Consider the following 25,245-nt stretch of genomic DNA (forward strand, 5'->3'; position numbering starts at 1 on the left):
ACCGCCCCCTACGCACCCCTGGGTGAGGGGGTGTGCAGGGGGCGGTTTTCCCTGGTCAATTCACAGGGGGCGGGCCATCTTCACCAATAATCGGCAAGCCGTCAATAACGGCCGAGGCCTTCGTTGATGAGTGCGAAGAGTTCCTCGTCGCTGGCGTCGGCCGCCGCCGCGGGCGTGTTCGTGGCCGGGCCCGTGCCCTCGGCGGCCTGCGCACCGGCCGGGTCCTCGCTCTCGTTCCACTTCGCCAGCAGCGCCTGCAGCCGCATCGTCACCCGGGCCCGTACGACGTTGTCCCCGGTCCCCCGGGCCAGCACCGCCTCCAGCTTGTCGATCTCCTCCAGCAGCGGTGCCCCGCCCACCGCCGCGTCGGGCACGATCCCGGCGCGCAGGTAGGCGGCGACAGCGGCCGGGGTGGGGTGGTCGAAGACGAGGCTGGCCGGCAGTTTGAGCCCGCTCACCGCGCCGAGCCGGTTGCGCAGCTCCACGGAGGTGAGGGAGTCGAAGCCCAGTTCCTTGAAGGCCCGGCCCGCCTCGACGGAGGTCAGGTCGGCGTGGCCCAGGACGGCAGCCACGGCGGTACGGACCAGGTCGAGCAGCAGGCGCTGCTGCTCGACCTCGGGCAGCCCGGCGAGCTGCTGGGTGAGCGGCACTCCCCCGGCCAGGTCCTCGGCGGACTCCCGCTCCGCGCTCTCGATGGCGCGGCGGGCCTCCGGCAGTTCCAGGAGCAGGGGCCGCGCCCGGTCGGCGGTGAAGGCGAGCGTGAACCGCTTCCAGTCCATGTCGACGACGGTCAGGGTGGTCTCGTCGCGGTCCAGCGCGTGCTGGAGCGAGGCCAGGGTCCGCTCGGGCGACATCGCCAGGATGCCGTGACGGCGCATGCGGTCGCCCGCCTCGCTGTCGTCCCCGTCGGCACTGCCCCATGGACCCCAGGCGAGGGAGGTCGCGGGCAGCCCGGCGGCGCGCCGGTACTCGGCGAAGGCGTCCAGGAAGGCGTTGCCCGGGGCCTGGTTGCCCTGGCCGGGTGCGCCGAAGGTGGCGGCGAAGGAGGAGAAGAGGACGAACGCCGACAGGTCGAGGTCACGGGTCAGCTCGTGCAGGTGGAGCGTGGCGTCCACCTTGACCCGCAGGACGCGCTCGACCTGGTCGGGTGTGAGGGCCTCGATGACGCCGTCGTCGAGGACGGCGGCGGTGTGCACGACGGCGGTCAGCGGCCGGTCGGCGGGGATGTCGGTGAGGAGTGCGGCGAGGGCGTCGCGGTCGGCGACGTCGCAGGCGGCGAGGGTGACCTCGGTGCCGAGCGCGGCGAGTTCCTCGCGGAGTTCGGCCGCGCCGGGGGCATCGGGGCCGCGGCGGCTGGTCAGGACCAGGTGCTCGGCGCCGTTGCCCGCCAGCCAGCGGGCGACGTGCGCGCCGAGCGCGCCGGTGCCGCCGGTCACCAGGGTGGTGCCGGCCGGCCGCCACTCACGTACCGGGGCCGTCTCCGCGAGCCGGGCCCGTACGAGACGACGTACGAACATGCCCGAGGCACGTACGGCGACCTGGTCCTCGGCCCCGTCACCGGCCAGGACCCCGGCGAGCCGGGCGAGGGCCCGGTCGTCGGCCTGCTCCGGCAGGTCGATCAGACCACCCCAACGGCCCCCCTGCTCCATGGAGGCGACCCGGCCCAGGCCCCAGATCAGGGCCTGCTCCGGATCCGTGACCCGGTCTGCCCGCCCGGCGGCCACCGCGCCCCGGGTGAGGCACCACAGCGGGGCGGCCACGCCCGCGTCACCGAGCGCCTGGGACAGCGCGAGCCCTGCGGCGAAGGCCCCCTCGGCTCCAAGGGCGAGGAGGGACAGGACCCCGGCGGGGTCCTCCGTGCCGTCGAGGGCGGCCTTCAAGGCCTCGCGGCCGGTGGCGTGGGCGGCGACGGTGAGCGTACGGACCTCCGCGCCGCGGTCGGCGAGGGTACGCAGGACGGCGGCTGCGGTGTCCCCGGCCGGGCCGGTGAGGTCCTCGGGCACGACGACCAGCCAGACACCCGAGAGCGTGGCCTCTGCCGGGTCGGCGGAAGGCTTCCAGGCGACGCGGTAGCGCCACCCGTCGACGGTGGAGTGCTCCCGGCTCTGGCGCCGCCAGGAGGAGAGGCCGGGCAGGACCGTGCCGAGCGACTGGATGGCGTCGGGGGTGTCGAAGGCCAGGGCCCCGGCCAGGGCGGCGAGGTCCTCGCGTTCGACGGCGTCCCAGAAGCGGGTGTCGACCGCGCTCTCCGCAGGGAGGGCCGCCGGCTCGACGGGGGCCGCCTCGGGCCAGAACAGCTGCGCCTGGAAGGCGTAGGTGGGCAGGTCGACCCGACGGGCCCCCGTCCCCGCGAACACCGCCTCCCAGTCCACAGCAACACCACGGACATACGCCTCACCGAGCGAGAGCCAGAACCGGTCCAGACCGCCCTCGTTGCGGCGCAGCGACCCGAGGACGGCCGCCTCGCGACCGCTGTCCTCCACGGTCTCCTGCATACCGACGGTCAGCACCGGGTGCGGGCTCGACTCGACGAAAACACCGAAGCCCCGGTCCAGGAGGGTGCGGGTGGCCTGCTCCAGTTCGACGGTCTGGCGCAGGTTGCGGAACCAGTAACCGGCATCCAGCTCCGGCCCCTTGACCCACTCCCCCGTCACCGTCGACAAGAACGGCACCTCCGCCTCGCGCGGGCCGACCGAAGCCAGCAGCTCGGACAGCTCCTCCCGCAGCAGGTCCACCTGCGCGGAATGCGACGCGTAGTCCACCGCGATCCGCCTGGCCCGGATGCCGTCCGCCTCACAGGAAGCGAGCAGCTCCTCCAGGGCCTGGACTTCGCCGGAGACGACCACCGAGGAGGGACCGTTGACGGCGGCAACGGAAATCCGTGCCTCACCCCAAGGCGCGATGCGCTCCCGGACCTCAGCAGCCGGCAGCGGCACGGACACCATGCCACCCAGCCCCGCCAGCACCCGACCGATCGCCTGACTACGCAACGCCACCACACGGGCCGCGTCCTCCAGCGACAAGATCCCCGCCACACACGCTGCCGCGATCTCGCCCTGCGAGTGACCGATCACCGCACCCGGACGGACACCAACCGAACGCCACACCTCCGCAAGCGACACCATCACCGCGAACAGCGCCGGCTGCACCACATCCACCCGGTCCAGAGAAGGGGCATGCTCGGCACCCCGGAGGACCTCAACCAACGACCAGTCGGTGAAGGGCTCCAGCGCCTTCGCACACTCATCCACTCGGGCAGCAAACACCGGCGAGGAATCGAGCAGTTCCGCAGCCATGCCCACCCACTGCGAGCCCTGACCCGGGAACACGAACACCGTCTTCCCACCGACCACCGACCCGGTCACCACACCCGCGGCCAGCGACCCCGACGCCACAGCCGCCACACCCGCCGCATGGTCACCCAGCACCACCGCACGGTGCTCCAGCCCCGCACGCGTCGACGCCAACGACCACGCCACATCCACCGCATCCACACCGGCCACACCGGCCACACCGGCAGCCGAAAGCCGCTCCGCCTGCGCCCGCAACGCACCCGCGCTCTTCCCCGACAGCACCCACGGCACCACCGGCACCACCGGCAGAACCGAACGCTCCCGCTCCCCCGACACACCCTCCGCATCGACCGCCGGAGCCTGCTCCACGATCACGTGCGCGTTCGTCCCACTGAAACCGAACGACGACACACCCGCACGCCGCGGATGGTTCGTCTCCGGCCAGGCGGTCCGCTCCGTGAGCAGTGCCACCGCGCCCGACTCCCAGTCCACGTGGGGCGACGGCTTGTCCACGTGCAGGGTCTGCGGGACCACGCCCTGCTGCATGGCCAGCACCATCTTGATCACACCGGCCACACCGGCCGCGGCCTGGGTGTGCCCGATGTTCGACTTGACCGAGCCCAGCAGCAGCGGCCGCTCCGCCGGCCGGTCCTGCCCGTACGTGGCCAGCAGCGCCTGCGCCTCGATCGGGTCGCCCAGCGAGGTGCCCGTACCGTGCGCCTCGACCACGTCGACCTGGTCGGCGGAGAGCCGGGCGTTGGCCAGGGCCTGGCGGATGACACGCTGCTGGGCCGGGCCGTTCGGGGCGGTCAGACCGTTGGAGGCCCCGTCCTGGTTGATCGCCGAGCCCCGGACGACGGCCAGGACCGGGTGCCCGTTGCGGCGGGCGTCCGAAAGCCGCTCCAGCAGCAGGACGCCCACACCCTCGGCCGGGCCGAATCCGTCGGCTCCTGCCGCGAAGGCCTTGCAGCGGCCGTCCCGGGACAGCCCGCGCTGCTTGGTGAACTCCACGAAGAGTCCGGGGGTGGACATCACGTGCACACCGCCCGCGACGGCGAGCGAGCACTCCCCGGCCCGCAGCGCCTGCACGGCGAGGTGCAGGGCGACGAGGGAGGCGGAGCAGGCGGTGTCGACGGTGACCGCCGGGCCCTCCAGACCGAAGGTGTAGGAGATGCGGCCGGACAGGACGCTGGAGGCGTTGCCCGTACCGAGGTGGCCGGCGTAGTCCTCGGGCGCTTCCAGCAGCGGGGTGAGGTAGTCGGAGCCGTTCATGCCGACGAAGACGCCGGACTGGCTGCCGCGCAGGCCGTGCGGGTCGATCCCGGCGCGCTCGAAGGCCTCCCACGCGGTCTCCAGCAGCAGGCGCTGCTGCGGGTCCATGGCCATCGCCTCGCGCGGGGAGATCCCGAAGAAGTCGGCGTCGAAGGCGGTGGCGCCCGTGAGGAAGCCGCCCTCGCGGGTGGTCGAGGTGCCCTGGTCGTCCGGGTCGTCGGAGAAGAGGTGGTCCAGGTCCCATCCCCGGTCGGCGGGGAACGCGGTGAGGGCGTCGCCGCCGGAGGACAGCAGCTCCCAGAGTTCCTCGGGGGTGCGGACGCCTCCGGGAAAGCGGCAGCTCATGGCCGTGATGGCAATCGGCTCGTGGGACTGGCTCTCGATGTCGCGCAGACGTCCGTACGCCTCGTCGAGATCCGTCGTGACCTTCTTGAGGTATTCGCGGAGCTTTGCTTCGTTCGCCACTGGCGCTTCACCTATTCGCGTGGTCGAGACCGTGGAGGGACTCAAGGGAATTCAAGGCAGTTCAGGGGAGTTCGGGGAGTTCGGGGCGGGTCGTTCGGGACGGATCAGGGGAGCCCGAGGATATTTGAGGAATTCCGGAGAGCCGGAGGCCGTACCGCCGGAACAGGGGTTCCGGCGGTACGGCCTGGGGGCGGCTGGGGTTCAGCTCTGTCCGAACTTCTTGTCGATGAGCGCGAACAGCTCGTCGTCGCTCGCGTCCTCGATCTCACCGGCCGTGGTCGCGTCCGTCGGGCGGGCTTCGTTCCATTGGGCGAGCAGGGTCTGGAGGCGTACCGCGACGCGTGCGTGAGCCGCGTCGTCGTCGGCCGCGGCGGCCAGTTCCGCCGGGTCCAGCGAGGAGAACACGCTCTCCAGCCGGTCGATCTCCTCCAGTACGGACACGGTCCGTCCTGCGGCGCCGTCCGGTGCGACCTCACTCAGCAGGTGCCGGGCGAGAGCGGCCGGGGTCGGGTGGTCGTAGATCAGCGTCGCGGGCAGCCGGAGCCCGGCGGCCGCGCCGAGCCGGTTGCGCAGCTCGACCGCGGTCAGCGAGTCGAAGCCCAGGTCCTTGAAGGCCTGCTCCTCTCCGACGTGTTCCGCCGACCGGTACCCGAGGACACCAGCCACCTGGCCGCGGACGAGGTCCACCACGGTCCGCTCCCGCTCGGCAGCCGACAGCTCGGCCAGCCGCTGGGCCAGCGTCTCCCCCGCCGCCGCGGTGGAGCCGGGCGCCGCCGTCTCCGCTGCCGTGGTGTGCGGCGTTCCGGCCTGGCCGGCCGCCCGGCGCGGCCGGGCCGGCGTGCGGACCAGGCCCCGGAAGACGGGGAGGATCCCGCCGTCCGCCGCCCGGGCCCGCAGGGTCGGGAGGTCGACCGCGACCGGCAGCAGCACCGGCTCGTCCCGTACGGCGAGGGCGAGGTCGAACAATGCCAGGCCGTCCTGCGCCGACAGCGGTGCGACGCCGCCGCGGGCGGCCCGTTCCCGCTCCGCCCCGGTGAGGCGGCCCGCCATGCCGCGCTCTTCGGCCCACATGCCCCAGACCAGGGAGAGCGCGGTGAGACCGCGGGACCTCCGGTGCCGGGCGAGGGCGTCGAGGAAGACGTTCGCCGCGCCGTAGTTGGCCTGGCCCGCCCCGCCGAGGGTGCCGGCTGCCGCGGAGAACAGGACGAACGCCGACAGGTCGAGGTCGCGGGTCAGCTCGTGCAGGTGGAGCACGCCGTCGACCTTGGGCCGCAGGACCCGGTCCACGCGCTCCGGGGTGAGCAGGTCCACGACGCCGTCGTCGAGGACCGCCGCCGTGTGGACGACCGCCGTCAGCGGGTGCTCGGCCGGTACGGAGGCCAGGACCGCGGCCAGCGCGTTCCGGTCGGCCACGTCGCACGCGGCCCAGGTGACCTCGGCCCCCGACTCCACCAGCTGCGCGGTGAGTTCGGCCGCGGACTCGGTGTCGCCTCCCTTGCGGCCGGTGAGCAGCAGGTGCCGGACCCCGTGCTCGGCGACCAGGTGCCGGGCCAGCAGACCCGCCAGCCCGCCGCCGGCTCCGGTGATCAGGACGGTGCCGTCGGTGTCGATCCGGGCCGCTCCGGCCGGGGCCGGGTCCGCCTTGATCCGTGCGAGGCGCGGCGCGTACAGCACCCCGCCGCGCACGGCCAGTTCGGGCTCCCCGGAGGTGAGGGCGCCCGCCAGGACCCGGCCGGAGGGGTCGGCGTCGTCGAGGTCGACGAGCACGAACCGGTCGGGGTGCTCGGTCTGCGCGGAGCGCAGCAGCCCCCACACCGGGGTGCCGGCCAGGTCGCCCGGTTCGGTGTCCGCGTGGGCCGCCACCGCACCGCGGGTGACGACGGCGAGCCGCGCGCCGGCGAAGCGGCCGTTGTCCAGCCAGCTCTGCACCAGCGCGAGAGCACGGTACGTCGTTTCCCGTACTTCGTGGGCGAGGTCGGCGGCGGCTTCCCCTTCCCCGGTGGGCGTCAGGAGCGGTACGACCACGGTGTCGGGCAGCGGCTGCCGTCCGGCGCCGACGGCTGCGTCCAGGGCGGCGAGGTCGTCGTACGCGGCGACGGGAGCCGCCGCGGTGAGGGCGGTGGTGATGCTGCCGGTGGTGTCGCCGACGACCACGAGGGCCGCGGTCGCGGAGCGGGCCGGGAGCGGCGTCCGCACCCAGTCCAGGCGGAACAGCGAGTCGTGGACGCCGTCGGCCGCAGGGGCCGCGGCGAACCGCTCCGTGTCGATCTCCCGCGTCACGAGGGCTTCGACGGAGGCGAGGGGCGCGCCCTGCCCGTCGGCCAGGGCGACGGACACGGTGTCCGCGCCGACGGCCGTGATCCGCAGGCGCAGCGCGTCCGCTCCGGTCGCGTGCAGCCGGATCCCGCGCCAGGCGGCCGGCTCCCGGCCGACACCGCCGGTGGCTCCCAGCGCCTGCCCGACGGTGTCGAGCAGTGCGGGGTGCAGGGCGAACCCGGCTGCCGTGGCGCCGAGTTCGTCCGCCAGGCGGGCCTGGGCGAAGATCTCGTCGCCGCGCACCCAGACCCGGTCCAGGGCCTTGAGCGCCCGGCCGTGGTAGAGCCCGGCGGCCATGAGCCGCTCGTACACGTCCTCGGTCGCGACCTCCTCGGCCCCGGCGGGCGGCCACGCGGTGCCACCGGCGGCGACGTCGGCGGAGTCGATGATGTCGCCGTTCTCGCCGTTCTCGTCGTTCTCGTCGTTCTCGCCGGTCTCCCCGTCGGCCAGGAATCCGGTGGCGTGCCGCGACCAGGCGCCCGCCTCCGGGGTGTCCGTGCCGGGCTGTTCCGAGCGGCTGTGCACGTGCACGGTGCGGCGGCCTTCGTCGTCCGCCCCGCCGACGGTGACCCGCAGCCGGACTGCCCCGTCGTCGGGGAGCACCAGCGGCGCCTCGGCCGTCAGCTCGGCGATCCGGTCGCAGCCGGCCTCCTCCGCGGCCCGCAGGGCGAGTTCGACGAGGACCCCGCCGGGCACCACCACGGAGTCGGCCACGACGTGCTCGGCCAGCCATGGGTGCGTACGGCGGGACAGCCGGCCGGTGAACAGGAAGCCGCCCGTGTCCGGCAGTTCGACCGCCGCTCCGAGCAGCGGGTGGCCGGCCGGCTCGACGCCGAGGGAGGCGGCGTCCTCCAGCGGGGCGAAGGCGTCGACCCAGTAGCGCTCGCGCTGGAAGGCGTACGTGGGCAGGTCGACGCGCTGGGCGCCGGTCTCCGCGTAGGGGGCGGTCCAGTCGACGGCGACACCGTGGACATGGGCCCGGCCGAGCGCGGCGAGCACTGCCTCAGCCTCGGGGCGACCCTTGCGCAGGACGGGCACGAAGACGGCGTCCTCGGCGGTGGTGCAGTCCTGGGCCAGGGCGGACAGGACGCCGTCGGGGCCGAGTTCGACGTATGTCGTCACATCCGCGGCCTCCAGGGCCCGGATGCCGTCGAGGAAGCGGACCCCCTGCCGGACGTGCCGGACCCAGAAGTCGGCCGAGCCCATCTCGTCGGTGACCGGCGCGCCGGTGAGGTTGGAGACGATCGGGATCCGGGGGGCGGCGAAGGTCAGCTCCTCCACCACCTTGCGGAAGTCGGCCAGCATCCCGTCCATGAGCGGGGAGTGGAAGGCGTGGCTGACGGTGAGCCGCTTGGTCTTGCGGCCCTGCGCCGCGAAGGCGTCGGCGACGGCCTGGGCGTCGTCCTCGTCACCGGCCACGACCACCGACTGCGGCCCGTTGACGGCCGCGATGCTGACACGGTCGGTCAGCAGCGGCAGGACCTCGTCCTCCGACGCCTGGACCGCGATCATCACACCGCCCGACGGCAATGCCTGCATCAACCGGCCCCGCGCGGAAACCAGCGAGCACGCGTCCTCCAGCGAGAACACACCCGCCACATGCGCAGCAGCGATCTCACCGACCGAATGACCGGCGAGGAAGTCCGGCGACAGGCCCCAGCTCTCCACCAACCGGAACAGCGCCACCTCCACCGCGAACAACGCGGGCTGCGCATACTCCGTACGATCCAGAACCGCCGCATCGTCGCCGAACAGAACGTCCTTCAACGGCAGTTCGAGATCCATCCGGGCACAGACGGCGTCCAGCGCGGCCGCGAACACCGGGAAGGCGTCGTACAGCTCACGCCCCATCCCGAGCCGCTGACTGCCCTGACCCGTGAACAGGAACGCCGTCTGCCGGTCTCCGCTCGCCACGCCCTGCGCGACTCCCGGCGCGGACTCGCCCGCAACGAGGGCGGTCAGTGCCTCTCGGTACTCCTCCGGCGCCCCCGCGACGATCACGGCGCGGTGGTCGAGGACCGCCCGGCCGGTGGCCAGCGAGCGGCCGACGTCCACCGGCCGCAGGTCCTCACCCGCGGAGAGGTGGGCCAGCAGCCGGGACGCCTGCTCGCGCAGGGCGGCCTCGGTCCGGCCGGACAGGATCCACGGCCAGGTGCCGGGGACGTCCTGCGGCTCCTCGGCCGGCGCAGCCTCGGGGGCCTGCTCCAGGATGGTGTGCGCGTTGGTACCGCTCACACCGAAGGACGAGATGCCCGCGCGGCGCGGTCGCCCCGTCTCGGGCCAGGCCCGCTGCTCGGTCAGCAGCTCGACCTCGCCCGCGGACCAGTCGACGTGCGGGGTCGGCTCGTCCACGTGCAGGGTCTGCGGGAGCACCCCGTGCTGCATCGCCAGCACCATCTTCATCACACCCGCCACACCGGCAGCAGCCTGCGTGTGACCGATGTTCGACTTCACGGAGCCGAGGAGCAGCGGACGGCCGTCCTCACGCTCCTGCCCGTAGGTCGCCAGCAGGGCCTGCGCCTCGATCGGGTCACCCAGCTTCGTACCCGTACCGTGTGCCTCCACGGCGTCCACGTCGGCGGCCGACAGCCCGGCACTCGCCAGCGCCGCCCGGATCACCCGCTGCTGCGAAGGACCGTTCGGCGCGGTCAGACCGTTGCTCGCACCGTCCTGGTTCACGGCCGAACCCCGGACCACCGCGAGCACCGGGTGCCCGTTGCGACGGGCATCCGACAGCCGCTCCACGAGCAGCATGCCAACGCCCTCACCCCAGCCGGTGCCATCGGCCGCGGCCCCGAACGCCTTGATCCGACCGTCAGCGGCCAGACCACCCTGCCGGGCGAACTCCACGAACGCACCCGGCGTCGACATCACGGTCACACCACCGGCCAGCGCGATCGAGCATTCGCCGTTCCGCAGGGCCTGCACCGCGAGGTGCAGGGCCACGAGCGAGGCGGAGCAAGCGGTGTCGACGGTGACCGCCGGGCCTTCCAGACCGAACACGTAGGAGAGGCGGCCCGAGACGACACTGGCGGAGTTGCCGGTGCTCATGAAGCCGTCGCCGCCGTCGGCTGAGTTCAGCACGAGCGACAGGTAGTCCTGGCCGTTCGTGCCGACGAAGACACCTGCCTGGGTGCCTCGCATCGACGCCGGGTTGATGCCGGCCCGCTCGAAGGCCTCCCAGGTGGTCTCCAGCAGCAGCCGCTGCTGCGGGTCCATGGCGAGGGCCTCGCGCGGGGATATTCCGAAGAAGGCCGGGTCGAACTGGGCCACGTCGTAGAGGAATCCGCCTTCGCGGGCGTACGAGTCCTCCTGCTCGGACCGCGGCCCGAACAGTTCCTCGGCGTCCCAGCCACGGTCGGCCGGGAACTCCCCGATGGCGTCACTGCCGGTGGCCAGGAGCCGCCACAGGTCCTCGGGGGTGCGCACACCGCCCGGGAAACGGCAGCTCATGGCGACGATCGCGATCGGGTCGTCGTCGGTGGCCGCGAGAGCAGGCGCGGAGGTGGCCACCGCGGCTTCGGTGCCGAACAGCTCACCCCGCAGGTACGCCGCCAGGTCCACGGCGGTCGGGTAGTCGTAGATCATCGTGGCCGGGAGGCGCAGCTCGGTGGCGGCGCCGAGGCGGTTGCGCAGCTCGACCGCGGTGAGCGAGTCGAAGCCGAGTTCCTTGAACACCCGCCCCGCACCCACGCTTTCCAGACTGCTGTGGCCGAGGACCGCCGCGACCTCCTTGCGGACGAGGTCCAGGAGGAGGCGGTCCCGCTCGGCGGCGGAGAGGCCCGCCAGTTGCCGTCCGAGCGCGTGCCGGCTCTCCTCGACCTGCGGTGCGACGAACACAGCACGTGCTTCAGGGAGTTCGGCGAAGAGGTTGCCGGGGCGCACCGAGGTGAACCCGGGAGCGAAGCGGTCCCAGTCCACGTCCACGACGGAAACCACGGTGTCGTGGGCCGCGAGGGCGCGCTCCATGGCGGCGACGGCAGACTCGGCGTTCATGGGCGGTACGCCACCGCGGCGCATCCGCGCGTCCAGCACCCGGTCGGCGGCCATGCCGCCCTCGGCCCACGGACCCCAGGCGATGGACGTCGCGGCCAGCCCGGCCGCCCGCCGCTGCTCGGCGAGGGCGTCCAGGTAGGCGTTGGCGGCGGCGTAGTTGGCCTGACCGGCCGTGCCCCAGGTTCCGGTGACGGAGGAGAAGAGGACGAAGGCGTCGAGCTCGATGCCGAGTTCGACCGTCAGCTCGTGCACGTTGAGTGCGGAGGTGGCCTTGGCGCGCAGGACGCTCTCGAACCGCTCCGGCGTCAGCGCGTCCAGCACACCGTCGTCCAGCACACCAGCCGTGTGCACGACCGCGGTCAGCGTTTCGGCCTCGGCGGCGAGCAGCTCCCGCAGAGCCTCCCGGTCCGAAGCATCACAAGCAACGACGGACACATCGACACCCAGCTCAGCCACCAGCTCAGCCACACCCGGAGCATCCGGGCCCCGGCGGCTGGTCAGCACCAGACGCTCGACACCCGCACCAGCGAGCCAACGAGCCACCCGGCCACCCAGCGCACCGGTCCCACCGGTCACCAAAACCGTCCCGGACGGCGACCAGGAACCCTCCGCCCGAGGCGCACGCACCAGACGACGACCGAAGACACCGGACGACCGGACAGCCACCTGGTCCTCGGAACCACCCAGAACGGCAACCAGCCGGCCCATGGCCCGCTCGTCCCACACCTCAGGCAGGTCAACGAGACCGCCCCAGCGCTCGGGAACCTCAAGCGCCGCGACCCGACCCAGACCCCACACCTGCGCCTGAACAGGCGACACGAGCTTGTCCGAACGGCCCACGCTCACGGCACCCCGGGTCAGGCACCACAGCGGCGCCGCCAGACCGGCATCACCCAGGGCCTGCACCAGACCAGCGGTGGCAACAAGCCCGCCGGTCTCATCCAGCGCCAGCAACGACACCACACCAGCCACCGCACCAGCACCAGCACCAGCACCAGCACCAGCACCAGCACCAGCCAGCAACTCGGCCAGCCCAGCACGGTCCATGCCCGGCTCCACCACGACCCGGCGCACCTCGGCACCGCGCCCGGCCAGAGTCGCCACCACAGCCGTGTCATCCACACCTGCGGCAGGCACGACGACCAGCCACTCACCCGACAGCCCGGCACCAGCAGCGCCGTCCGTCAGCGGCTTCCACGACACCCGGTACCGCCAGCCATCCACATCCGACCGGTTGTCCACCTCGTTGCGACGCACCAGCGCCGCCTCCGGCCAGTACCGCCGGCGTTGGAAGGCGTACGTCGGCAGGTCGACTCGTACCGCACCGGTCCCGAGCACCGCAGGCCAGGCAACTGCGAGGCCGCGTACGTGGCTCCGGGCCAGGGCGGTCATGACGGTCTCCGGCTCGGGCCGGCCCTTGCGGGCGAGGGGCACGAACACCGCTCCGTCCTCGCCGAGGCACTCCGCGCCCAGAGCGGACAGCACGCCGTCGGGGCCGAGTTCGAGGTAGGTCGTCACCCCCGCGGCTTCAAGCGCCCGGATGCCGTCCAGGAAGCGAACCGCCTCCCGGACGTGCCGCACCCAGAACTCCGCCGAACCCATCTCGTCCGAGACGAGGGCACCGGTCAGGTTGGAGACGACCGGAATCCGCGGAGCCGCGAACGACAACCCCGCCACGACCTCACGGAAGGCGTCCAGCATCCCGTCCATGTGCGGGGAGTGGAAGGCGTGACTGACGGTGAGCCGCTTGCTCTTGCGGTCGGCGAAAGCCTCCACCACCGCGAGCACAGCGTCCTCGTCACCCGCCACCACGACCGACGCAGGGCCGTTGACGGCCGCGATGCTCACGCGGTCGGTCAGCAGCGGCAGGACCTCGTCCTCCGACGCCTGCACCGCGACCATCACACCGCCCGACGGCAGCGCCTGCATCAGCCGCCCGCGGGCGGCGACGAGCGTGCAGGCGTCCTCCAGCGAGAACACACCCGCCACATGCGCAGCCGCGATCTCACCGATCGAATGACCCGACAGGAAGTCCGGCCGCACACCCCACGACTCGACGAGGCGGAACAGCGCCACCTCGACCGCGAACAGGGCCGGCTGGGTGTACTCCGTACGGTCCAGCAGCTCCGCATCGCCGCCGAACAGCACGTCCTTCAGCGGCAGTTCGAGGCTCATCCCAGCGGACACCGCGTCCAGCGCCTGCGCGAACACCGGGAAGGCGTCATACAGCTCACGGCCCATCCCCAACCGCTGACTGCCCTGCCCCGTGAACAGGAAGGCGGTCTTCCCGCCCACCGGCGAGCCCTTCACCAGCCCGGCCGCCGATGCGCCCTCGGCCAGAGCGGTGAGACCGGCGAGCAGACCCTCCCGGTCCGCGGCGACGACCGCCGCCCGCTCCTCGAATGCCGATCGGCCCGTCGCCAGGGTCCTGGCGACGTCCGTCATCCGCAGCTCGGGGTCGGTGAGCAGCCACGCGCGCAGGCCGTCGGCCTGGGCCCGGAGACCCTGCTCCGTCTTCGCCGAGACGACCACCGGCAGCAGGGCCGGGCCCTCGGCGGCCGGTTCCACCGCCGCCTGCGGCGCCTGCTCGATGATGGTGTGGGCGTTGGTGCCGCTGAAGCCGAACGACGAGATGCCCGCACGGCGCGGGCGGCCGGTCTCCGGCCAGGCCCGCTGCCCGGTCAACAGCTCGACCTCGCCCGCGGACCAGTCGACGTGCGGGGTCGGCTCGTCCACGTGCAGGGTCTGCGGGAGCACCCCGTGCTGCATCGCCAGCACCATCTTCATCACACCCGCCACACCGGCAGCGGCCTGCGTGTGACCGATGTTGGACTTCACGGAGCCGAGGAGCAGCGGCCGGCCGTCCGGGCGCTCCTGCCCGTAGGTCGCCAGCAGTGCCTGCGCCTCGATGGGGTCGCCGAGCCGCGTGCCCGTACCGTGGGCCTCCACCGCGTCCACGTCGGCGGCCGACAGCCCGGCACTCGCCAGCGCCGCCCGGATCACCCGCTGCTGCGAAGGACCGTTCGGCGCGGTCAGACCGTTGCTCGCACCGTCCTGGTTCACGGCCGAACCACGGACCACCGCGAGCACCGGGTGCCCGTTGCGACGGGCATCCGACAGCCGCTCCACGAGCAGCATGCCGACACCCTCACCCCAGCCCGTACCGTCCGCCCCAGCCGCGAACGCCTTGATCCGGCCGTCCTCCGCCAGACCACGCTGACGGGCGAACTCGATGAACGTACCCGGGGTGGACATCACGGTGACGCCACCGGCCAGCGCCATGGAGCACTCGCCGTTGCGCAGGGCCTGGATCGCCCAGTGCAGGGCAACCAGCGAGGAAGAACAGGCCGTGTCGACCGTGACCGCCGGCCCTTCCAGACCGAACACGTACGACAGTCGGCCGGACACCACGCTGGCGGCGTTGCCCGTGCCCAAATGGCCCTCAAGACCGGCTGGTTCCTCGAGGAGGACGGAGAGGTAGTCCTGGCCGTTCGTGCCGACGAAGACGCCGGCCTTGCTGCCCCGCAGCGTCTCGGGGTCGATCCCGGCCCGTTCGAACGCCTCCCAGGAGGTCTCCAGCAGCAGCCGCTGCTGCGGGTCCATGGCGAGGGCCTCGCGCGGGGAGATCCCGAAGAAGTCGGCGTCGAAGTCGGCTGCGTCGTAGAGGAATCCGCCTCCACGGGAGTACGAGGTGCCCTGGGCACCGGGGTCGGCGTCGTACAGGGCGTCGAGGTCCCAGCCGCGGTCCAGCGGTAGGTCGGAGATCGCGTCGGTACCGGAGGTCAGCAGCTGCCACAGGTCCTCGGGGGTGCGCACACCGCCCGGGAAACGGCAGCTCATGGCGACGATGGCGATCGGGTCGTCGTCCACGGCACCGACCACGGCACTGGTCGCCTCGGTCTCGGTACCCAGGAGTTCGGCGCGCAGGTGGGCGGCGAGAGAGACCGGCGTCGGGTAGTCGTAGACGAGCGTGGCCGGGAAGCGCAGCTCGGTGGCGGCACCGAGGCGGTTGCGCAGCTCGACCGCGGTGAGCGAGTCGAACCCGATCTCGCGGAAGGCCCGTCCGGTTTCCACGTCCTCGGCACCGGAGTGCCCCAGGACCTGGGCGACCTGCGTACGTACGAGGTCGAGGAGGAACGGCTCCCGATCGCCGTCGGCCATCCTCCGGAGCTGCGCGACGAGCGCCGAGGCCGACCGCTCGGTACGGTCGCCCGCGGTCTGCGCGCCCCGGGTGAAGGCCTCCACTTCGGGTAGGTCGGCGAGCAGCCGACCCTCGCGCACGGCGGTGAAGCCGGGTACGAAGGCCGCCCAGTCGAAGTCGGCTATCGTCAGGGCCGCTTCGTCGGAGCCGACCGCCTGGCGGAACGCGGTGATCGCGAGATCGGCGTTCATGGGCGGTACGCCACCACGGCGCATCCGGGCTTCGAGAGCCTCATCGGCGGCCATGCCGCCCTCGGCCCAGGGACCCCAGGCGAGGGAGGTCGCGGCCAGCCCGGCCGCCCGCCGCTGCTCAGCCAAAGCGTCCAAGTAGGCATTCGCGGCGGCGTAGTTGGCCTGACCGGCCGCACCGATCGTGCCGCTCATGGAGGAGAAGAGGACGAAAGCGTCGAGCTCGATGCCGAGTTCGACCGTCAGCTCGTGCAGGTTGAGCGCGGAGACGGCCTTCGCCCGCAGGACGCTCTCGAACCGCTCCGGCGTCAGGGCGTCCAGGACCCCGTCGTCCAGCACACCAGCCGTGTGCACGACCCCAGTCAGCGTGTCGGCCTCGGCGGCCAGCAGCTCCCGCAACGCCTCCCGGTCCGAAGCATCACAAGCAACGACGGACACATCGACACCCAGCTCAGCCACCAGCTCAGCGACACCAGGGGCATCCGGCCCCCGGCGGCTGGTCAGCACCAGACGCTCAACACCCGCACCAGCGAGCCAACGAGCGACCCGGCCACCCAGCGCACCGGTCCCACCGGTCACCAGAACCGTCCCGGACGGCGACCAGGAACCCTCAGCCCTGGCAGCACGCACCAGACGACGACCGAAGACCCCAGACGACCTCACCGCCACCTGGTCCTCGACACCACCCAGAACGGCAACCAGCCGGCCCATGGCCCGCTCGTCCCACACCTCAGGCAGGTCAACGAGACCGCCCCAGCGCTCGGGAGCCTCAAGCGCCGCGACCCGACCCAGACCCCACACCTGCGCCTGAACAGGCGACACGAGCTTGTCCGAACGACCCACACTCACCGCGCCACGCGTCAGGCACCACAACGGCGCCCGAACCCCGGCATCACCCAACGCCTGCACCAGACCAGCCGTCGGCACAACACCCGCAGCCTCATCCAGCGCCAGCAACGACACCACACCAGCCACCGAACCAGCACCAGCCAGCAGCTCGGCCAGCCCAGCACGGTCCATGCCCGGCTCCGCCACGACCCGGCGCACCTCGGCACCGCGCCCGGCCAGAGCCTCCACCACAGCCGTGTCATCCACACCTGCGGCAGGTACCACCACCAGCCACTCACCCGACAGTCCGGCACCCGCGGTGCCCTCCGTCAGCGGCTTCCACGACACCCGGTACCGCCAGCCGTCGACTTCCGACTGCTGCTCCGCCTGGCGGCGCCATGCGGACAGTGCCGGGACGAGTTCGCTGAAGCCGGCGTCGTCGCCCACCTCCAGTTCGGACGTCAGGGCGGCGAGATCGCCGCGCTCCACCGCGTCCCAGAACCGGGCGTCCACCGCGTTCACCGCGAAGGCGGGGGTATGCGCGCCGTGGGAGAGCGCGTTCTCCGGCCAGTAGCGCTGGCGCTGGAAGGCGTACGTCGGCAGGTCCACCCGTCGGGCACCCGTACCGGCGTAGAAGGCGGACCAGTCCACGGCCACACCGCGCACGTGGATCTGGGCCAGAGCGGTGACCGTGGTCTCCGCCTCCGGCCGACCGGCACGCAGCACCGGCATGAACCCGGCGGTCGCTTCGCCCGTCACGCACTCCTGAGCCAGCGCCGACAGCACACCGTCCGGCCCGAGTTCGACGTACGTCGTCACCCCCGCGGCCTCAAGCGCCCGCACACCATCGAGGAAGCGAACCGCCTCCCGGACGTGCCGCACCCAGAACTCGACCGAACCCATCTCATCCGAGACCAGCGCACCGGTCAGGTTGGAGACGACCGGGATCCGCGGAGCGGCAAACTCCAGCCCCGCCACCACCTCACGGAAGTCGTCCAGCATCCCGTCCATGTGCGGCGAGTGGAAGGCGTGACTGACCGTCAGCCGCTTGGTCTTCCGGTCGGCGAACGACGCCACCACGGCCAGCGCCGCGTCCTCGTCACCCGCGATCACGACCGACTGAGGCCCGTTGACGGCCGCGATGCTCACGCAATCGGTCAGCAGCGGCAGGACCTCGTCCTCCGAAGCCTGCACCGCGACCATCACGCCACCACCCGGCAGCGCCTGCATCAGCCGGCCACGAGCCGCCACCAGCACACACGCGTCGTCCAGCGAGAAGACGCCCGCGACGTGCGCTGCAGCGATCTCGCCCACGGAGTGCCCCGACAGGAAGTCCGGGACCACGCCCCAGCTCTCCACGAGCCGGAACAGCGCCACCTCGACCGCGAACAGCGCGGGCTGCGCGTGCTCCGTACGATCCAGCAGAGCCGGATCCGACCCGAACAGCACCTCCTTGAGCGGCAGTTCGAGCTTCATTCCCGCGCACACCGCGTCCAGCGCGGCCGCGAACACCGGGAAGGCGTCGTACAGCTCACGCCCCATCCCCAGGCGCTGGCTGCCCTGCCCGGTGAACAGGAAGGCCAGCGCGCCCCCCGCCACCGAGCCGCGTACCAGGCCCGGGACCTGTTCGCCGGCGGCCAGGGCCTCCAGGCGGGCGAGCAGCGTCTCGGGGGCCGTGGGCTCGCCGAGAAGGACCGCGCGGTGTTCCAGGGCGGCCCGGTGCGTGGCCAGGGTGTGGCCGAGGTCGAGGGCGCCGTGGGTTCCGGCGGTGGCGACCAGGTCGGCGGCGGTCGTACGGAGGCGGTCGGCCTGGGCGCGCAGTGCGTCGGCGGTGCGGCCGGAGACGAGCCACGGGAGGACGGCCGGTACGGGGTGCCCTGCGGGGGCCGGCTCGGGCCGGGTCTCCTCGTCGTCCTCGCGCGGTGCCTGTTCGAGGACGGCGTGGGCGTTGGTGCCGCTGTAGCCGAAGGAGGAGATGCCGGCGCGGCGCGGGCGGCCGGTCTCCGGCCAGGCCCGCTGCTCGGTCAGCAGCTCGATGTCACCGGCGGACCAGTCCACGAACGGTGTGGGTTCGTCGACGTGCAGGGTCTGCGGGAGCACCCCGTGCCGCAGGGCCATGACCATCTTGACGACACCGGCGACACCGGCGACGGCCTGGGTGTGCCCGATGTTGGACTTGACGGAGCCGAGCAGCAGGGGGCGTTCGGCGGGGCGGTCCTGGCCGTACGTGGCCAGCAGCGCCTGCGCTTCGATCGGGTCGCCGAGCTTGGTGCCGGTGCCGTGTGCCTCGACCGCGTCGACGTCCCCGGCGGTCAGACCGGCGTCGGCGAGGGCCTCGCGGATGACGCGCTGCTGGGAGGGGCCGTTGGGGGCGGTCAGGCCGTTGCTGGCGCCGTCCTGGTTGATCGCGGTGCCGCGGACGACGGCGAGGACCGGGTGGCCGTTGCGGCGGGCGTCGGAGAGCCGTTCCAGCAGGAGCAGGCCGACGCCCTCGGCCCACACGGTGCCGTCGGCGGCCGCGGCGAAGGCCTTGATCCGGCCGTTCTGGGCGAGGCCGCGCTGGCGGCTGAACTCGGTGAACGCTCCGGGCGTGGACATGATCGTCACGGCGCCCGCCAGGGCCATCGAGCACTCGCCGCGGCGCAGGGCCTGGGCGGCGAGGTGCAGGGTGACGAGCGACGAGGAACAGGCCGTGTCGAGGGTGACCGCGGGCCCTTCCAGGCCGAAGGTGTAGGAGATGCGGCCGGAGACGACGCTGGCGGCGTTGCCGGTGCCGAGGTGGCCCTCCAGGCCGTCGGCGTCGTTCAGCCACAGCTGGAGGTAGTCCTGGGCGTTGGAGCCGACGAACACGCCGGTCCGGCTGCCCTGCAGGGCGGTCGGGTCGATGCCGGCCCGTTCGAAGGTCTCCCAGGCGGTTTCCAGCAGCAGGCGCTGCTGCGGGTCCATCGCGAGGGCCTCGCGCGGGGAGATCCCGAAGAACGCGGCGTCGAAGTCGGCCGCCTCGTGGAGGAACCCGCCCTCGCGGACGTAGCTGGTGCCCTCGCGGTCGGGGTCGTCGCTGTAGAGGGAGTCGAGGTCCCAGCCGCGGTCGGCGGGGAAGGCGGTGATGCCGTCGCGGCCCTCGACGAGCAGCTGCCACAGGTCGTCGGGGCCGCGGACGTCGCCGGGGAGGCGGCAGCCCATCGAGACGATGACGACCGGGTCGTCGTCGGCGCCCGCGGCGCCCGGCCCGGGGGCCGGACGGCCAGCGCCGGGCGCACCGTTCCCGGCGCCGTCGGCCAGGTCACCGATCAGCTCGTCGCGCAGGTACTGGGCGAGGGCCGTCGCCGTCGGGTAGTCGAAGACGAGGGTGGCGGGCAGGCGGCGGCCGGTGGCTTCGCCGAGCAGGTTGCGCAGCTCGACGGCGGTGAGGGAGTCGAAGCCGAGTTCCTTGAAGGAGCGGCCCGGCTCGACGGACGCGGCGCTCGGGTATCCGAGTGCGGCGGCGACCTGCTTGCGTACGAGGTCGAGGACGGCGCGGTCCTGTTCGGCGGCCGGGAGACCGGCCAGGTGCTGCCGCAGACCGGAGGCGGCCGCGGACGCGCCGCCCGCCGATCGGCGCGCGGGGACCCGTACGAGGCCGCGGAGCAGTGGCGGCAGGGTGCCGGCCTGGGCCTGGCCGCGGAGGCCCGCGGGGTCGAGGCGCATCAGGGCGGGCGCGGGCTCGTCGATCCGGTGGGCGAGGTCGAAGAGGTCGAGGCCCTCAGCGGTGCTGAGCGGGGGCAGACCGGCGCGGGTCATGCGGCTGATGTCGGCGTCGGTGAGACTGCCGGCCATGCCGTTGCTGTCGGCCCACAGGGCCCAGGCCAGGGAGGTGGCCGGAAGGCCCAGGGAGCGGCGGTGCTGGGCGAGGGCGTCGAGGAAGACGTTGGCGGCGGCGTAGTTGCCCTGACCCGCGCCGCCGAAGACACCGCCGACGGAGGAGAACAGCAGGAACGCGGAGAGGTCGAGGTCCCGGGTCAGCTCGTGCAGGTGCCAGGCGGCGTCGGCCTTGGGGCGCAGCACGGCGGAGAGGCGTTCGGGGGTGAGGGATCCGATCGCGCCGTCGTCGAGGACGCCCGCGGTGTGGACGACCGCGCCGAGGGGGTGCTCGGCCGGTACGGAGGCGAGCAGCGCGGCCAGCGCATCGCGGTCGGCGACGTCGCACGCGGCCCACGTCACCGAGGCTCCCGCGGCGCTGAGTTCGGCGGCGAGCTGCTGCGCCTCGGGGGTGGTTCCGCCGCGGCGGCCGACGAGGAGCAGATGGCGCACGCCGTGCTGGGCGACGAGGCGGCGGGCGACGAGACCGCCGAGGAGTCCGCCCGCGCCGGTGATCAGTACGGTCGACCCGGGGTCGTACGCGGGCCGGCCGGAGCCGGTCGTCGGTTCGTCGGCGGTGTCCCGGGCGACTCGGGCGAGGCGCCGGGCACGCAGGGTGCCCGCCCGTACGGCGAGGTGCGGCTCTCCCGAGGCGAGGGCGGCGGGCAGCGCGCGGGCGGATGCGGCGGTGCCGTCGGTGTCGACGAGCAGCAGCCGGTCGGGGGCTTCGGCCTGGGCGGAGCGCAGCAGGCCGAGGGCGGCGGCGTGCACCGGGTCGGTGAGCGCGTCGGCGGCCTCGGTGTCGTCGATGGCGGCGACCGCGCCGCGGGTCAGGACGACCAGACGGCTGGTGGCGAACCGGTCGCCGGCGAAGGGGGTGTCGCCGAGCCAGGTCTGGGCGAGGGCGAGGGCGTGGTGCGCGGCCCGGTGCAGGGCCTCGGTGGAGAGTTCCGGCGCGGCGGGGTCATCCGAGGCCGAGCCGGCCTGTCCGTAGCCGACGAACACGGCGTCCGGTACGGGCGCTCCGGCGTCGACGGCCGCCGCCAGCGCGGCGAGGTCCGCGTAGCGGTCGATCCCTTCGGCGTGGAGGGCGGCCGGGGCCTCGATGCCCAGGACCGCCCAACGGCCCTCGTGCGCCGGGGTCGTGCCGACGGGCTGGGCGAGCTCCGTCCAGACGGTGCGGAACACCGATTCGTGGTGGGCGCTGCGGGCCGCCCGGACCTGTTCGGCCGACACGGCCCGCAGGACGAGGGAGTCGACGCTCGCGACGGGCGCGCCCGTGGCGTCCGCGATCTCCAGCCGTACGCCGTCGCCTCCCTTGGGGGTGAGGCGTACGCGCAGGGCGTCGGCGCCACCGGCGTGGAGGGTGACGCCGCTCCAGGCGAAGGGGAGGCGCCCCTCGCCCTCGGTGCCGCCCAGGACGCCGAGGCCGAGGGTGTGCAGTGCGGCGTCGAGCAGGGCGGGGTGGAGGCCGAAGTCGCGCGCCGCCGTGGCGTTCTGCTCGGGGAGTGCGACCTCGGCGTAGAAGCTGTCGCCGTGGCGCCAGGCGGCCGTGAGGCCGCGGAAGGCCGGGCCGTAGCCCATGCCGACTTCGGCGAGGTCGGTGTACAGGCCGTCCGTGGCGAGGGGTTCGGCTCCGGCAGGGGGCCACTGCCCGGCCGCGAGGGGCGCGGGGGCGGGGGCGGCCGTGGGGGCCAGGACGCCGCCGGCGTGGCGGGTCCACGGTTCGTCGGCGGAGCTGTCCTTCGCGCGGGAGGAGACGGTGAAGGCGCGTCGGCCGCTTCCGTCGGCGTCGGGGGCGCTCACGTGCATCTGGAGCTGTACGCCGCCCCGTTCGGGCAGGACGAGCGGGGCTTCGAGGGTCAGCTCCTCGACGAGGCCGCAGCCGAACTGGTCGGCGGCACGGATCGCGAGGTCCACGAAGGCGGTACCGGGCAGCAGGATGCTGCCCATGACGACGTGGTCGGCCAGCCAGGGGTGGGCTGCGGCCGACAGCAGTCCGGTGAAGAGGAAGCCGTCGGATTCGGCGAGGGCGACGGCTGCACCGAGGAGCGGGTGCGCGGCCTCCTCCAGGCCCGCCGCGGTGACGTCCCCGGCGCGGGTGCCGGGCTCGATCCAGTAGCGCTGGCGCTGGAAGGCGTACGTCGGCAGGTCGACGCGGCGGGCGCCGGTGCCCGCGTAGAACGCCGTCCAGTCCACGCGGACGCCGTGGACGTGGGCCCGCGCGAGGGCGCCGACGAGGGTCTCCGCCTCCGGACGGCCCTTGCGCAGCACGGGCACGAAGACCGCGCCCTCGGCGGCGACGCAGTCCTGCGCCAGCGCCGACAGGACACCGTCGGGCCCGAGCTCGACGTACTTGGTGACCCCGGCGGCCTCCAGCACCCGGACACCGTCCAGGAACCGCACGCCCTCACGAACGTGCCGCACCCAGAAATCGGCCGAACCCATCTCGTCGGAGACGAGGGCACCGGTCAGATTGGACACGACCGGGATGCGCGGAGCCGCGAACTCCAGCCCGGCCACGACCTCACGGAAGGCGTCCAGCATGCCGTCCATGTGCGGCGAGTGGAACGCGTGACTGACCGTCAGACGCTTGGTCTTCCGATCGGCGAACGACGCCACCACGGCCAGCACGGCATCCTCGTCGCCCGCCACGACCACCGACTGCGGGCCGTTGACGGCGGCGATGCTCACGCGGTCGGTCAGCAGCGGCAGGACCTCGTCCTCCGACGCCTGCACCGCGACCATCACGCCACCACCCGGCAGCGCCTGCATCAGACGACCACGAGCCACCACCAACGTGCAGGCATCCTCCAGCGAGAACACACCCGCCACATGCGCAGCAGCGATCTCACCGATCGAATGACCGGCGAGGTAGTCCGGCCTGACACCCCACGACTCCAACAGCCGGAACAACGCCACCTCGACCGCGAACAGCGCGGGCTGCGCATACTCCGTACGATCCAGAACCGCCGCATCTTCGCCGAACAGGACCTCTTTCAGCGGCACTTCGGGCTCAAGCCGCTCGCACACCGCGTCCAGCGCGTCCGCGAACACCGGGTAGGCGTCGTACAGCTCACGCCCCATCCCGAGCCGCTGGCTGCCCTGACCGGTGAACAGGAACGCGGTCTTCCCGCCCACCCGCGAGCCCTTCACCACACCCGCGGAGGTGCCGCCCTCCGCCAGTGCGGCGAGTCCGGCCAGCAGGCCCTCCCGGTCCGTGGCGACCACGGCCGCCCGGTCCTCGAAGGAGGCCCGGCCCGCGGTCAGCGCCCGGGCGATGTCCACCGGACGCTGCCCGGTGTGCTCGCCCGCGTGGGCGAGGAGGCGCTCGGCCTGCGCGCGCAGGGCGTCCCCGCCCTTGGCCGAGAGCAGCCACGCCACGACCGGCGGGGCCGCGGACGCCGGTGCCGGCTCCGGCTCCGTGCTCCGATCGGACTCCGGGGCCTGCTCGATGATCGTGTGGACGTTGGTGCCGCTGACGCCGAAGGCGGAGACGCCGACCCGGTACGGGCGCCCGGTCTGCGGCCACGGCTGCTGCTCGGTGAGCAGCGAGACGGCTCCGGCGGTCCAGTCGACGTGCGAGGTCGGCTCGTCGACGTGCAGGGTCCTGGGCAGCACCCCGTGGTGCATCGCCATGACCATCTTGATGATGCCGGCGACGCCCGCGGCGTTCTGGGTGTGGCCGAGGTTGGACTTCAGGGAGCCGAGCCACAGCGGCCGGTCCTCCGGGCGGTCCTGGCCGTACGTGGCCAGCAGCGCCTGGGCCTCGATGGGGTCGCCGAGGGTCGTGCCGGTGCCGTGGGCCTCGACGGCATCGACGTCGGCCGCGGTCAGGCGGGCGGATTCGAGGGCCTGGCGGATGACGCGCTGCTGGGCGGGGCCGTTGGGGGCGGTCAGGCCGTTGGAGGCGCCGTCCTGGTTGACGGCGGAGCCGCGGACGAGGGCCAGGATCCGGTGCCCGTTGCGGCGGGCGTCGGAGAGGCGCTCCACGAGGAGGACGCCGACGCCCTCCGACCAGCCGGTGCCGTCCGCCGCCTCGGCGAAGGACTTGCAACGGCCGTCGGCGGACAGGCCGCGCTGGCGGCTGAACTCGACGAAGACCTCCGGTCCGGCGAGGACGGTGACGCCCGCGGCCAGGGCCAGCGAGCACTCCCCCTGCCGCAGGGCCTGGACGGCCATGTGCAGGGCGACGGAGGAGGACGAGCAGGCGGTGTCGATGGTGGCGGCGGGGCCCTCAAGGCCGAAGACGTAGGCGAGGCGGCCGGAGACGACGCTGGAGGCGGTGCCGGTGAGGAGGTGTCCCTCGACGCCTTCGGGCAGCTCGCCCGAGCCGGCGCCGTATGCGTTGGCGGACGCACCGACGAAGACACCGGCTCGGCTGCCGCGCAGGGTCTCGGGGTCGATCCCGGCCCGCTCGAAGACCTCCCAGGAGGTCTCCAGCAGCAGACGCTGCTGCGGGTCCATGGCCAGGGCCTCGCGCGGGGATATCCCGAAGAAGGCCGGGTCGAAGTCGGGGGCCTCGTGAAGGAATCCGCCGTCGCGGGCGTAGGTCGTACCGGGGTGGTCGGGGTCCGGATCGTACAGCGACTCGACGTCCCATCCCCGGTCGGAGGGGAAGCCCGAGATGGCGTCGCCGCCGCTCTCGACGAGCTTCCACAGGTCTTCGGGCGAGCTGATTCCTCCGGGGAAGCGGCAGCTCATGCCGACGATCGCGATGGGTTCGCGGGAGGCGTCGGTGAGCTCCTGGTTCCGGCGGCGCAGCCGCTCGGTTTCCTTGAGGGAGGCCCGCAGCGCTTCAACGACTTTTTCGTTAGGGGTGCTCATCACTTACTCCGCACTTCGGGCA

At 73.1% G+C, this 25,245-nt stretch carries 2 protein-coding genes; both read right to left on the bottom strand.

The window, feature by feature from the left end; translation table 11 throughout:
* Nucleotides 1-101: 101 nt before the first annotated feature.
* The gene (locus DEJ51_RS04625; protein ID WP_411757380.1) at nucleotides 102-5,081 is read right to left on the bottom strand and encodes a type I polyketide synthase; all 4,980 of its coding nucleotides are present in this window, start codon (nucleotides 5,079-5,081) and stop codon (nucleotides 102-104) included.
* A 150-nt stretch (nucleotides 5,082-5,231) separates the two neighbouring features.
* Entirely contained in the window at nucleotides 5,232-25,223 is a 19,992-nt protein-coding gene (locus DEJ51_RS34930; RefSeq protein ID WP_223835665.1) for a type I polyketide synthase, read from the bottom strand.
* Nucleotides 25,224-25,245 lie beyond the last annotated feature (22 nt).

It is taken from the genome of Streptomyces venezuelae, from assembly GCF_008642275.1.
Classification (GTDB): domain Bacteria; phylum Actinomycetota; class Actinomycetes; order Streptomycetales; family Streptomycetaceae; genus Streptomyces; species Streptomyces venezuelae_E.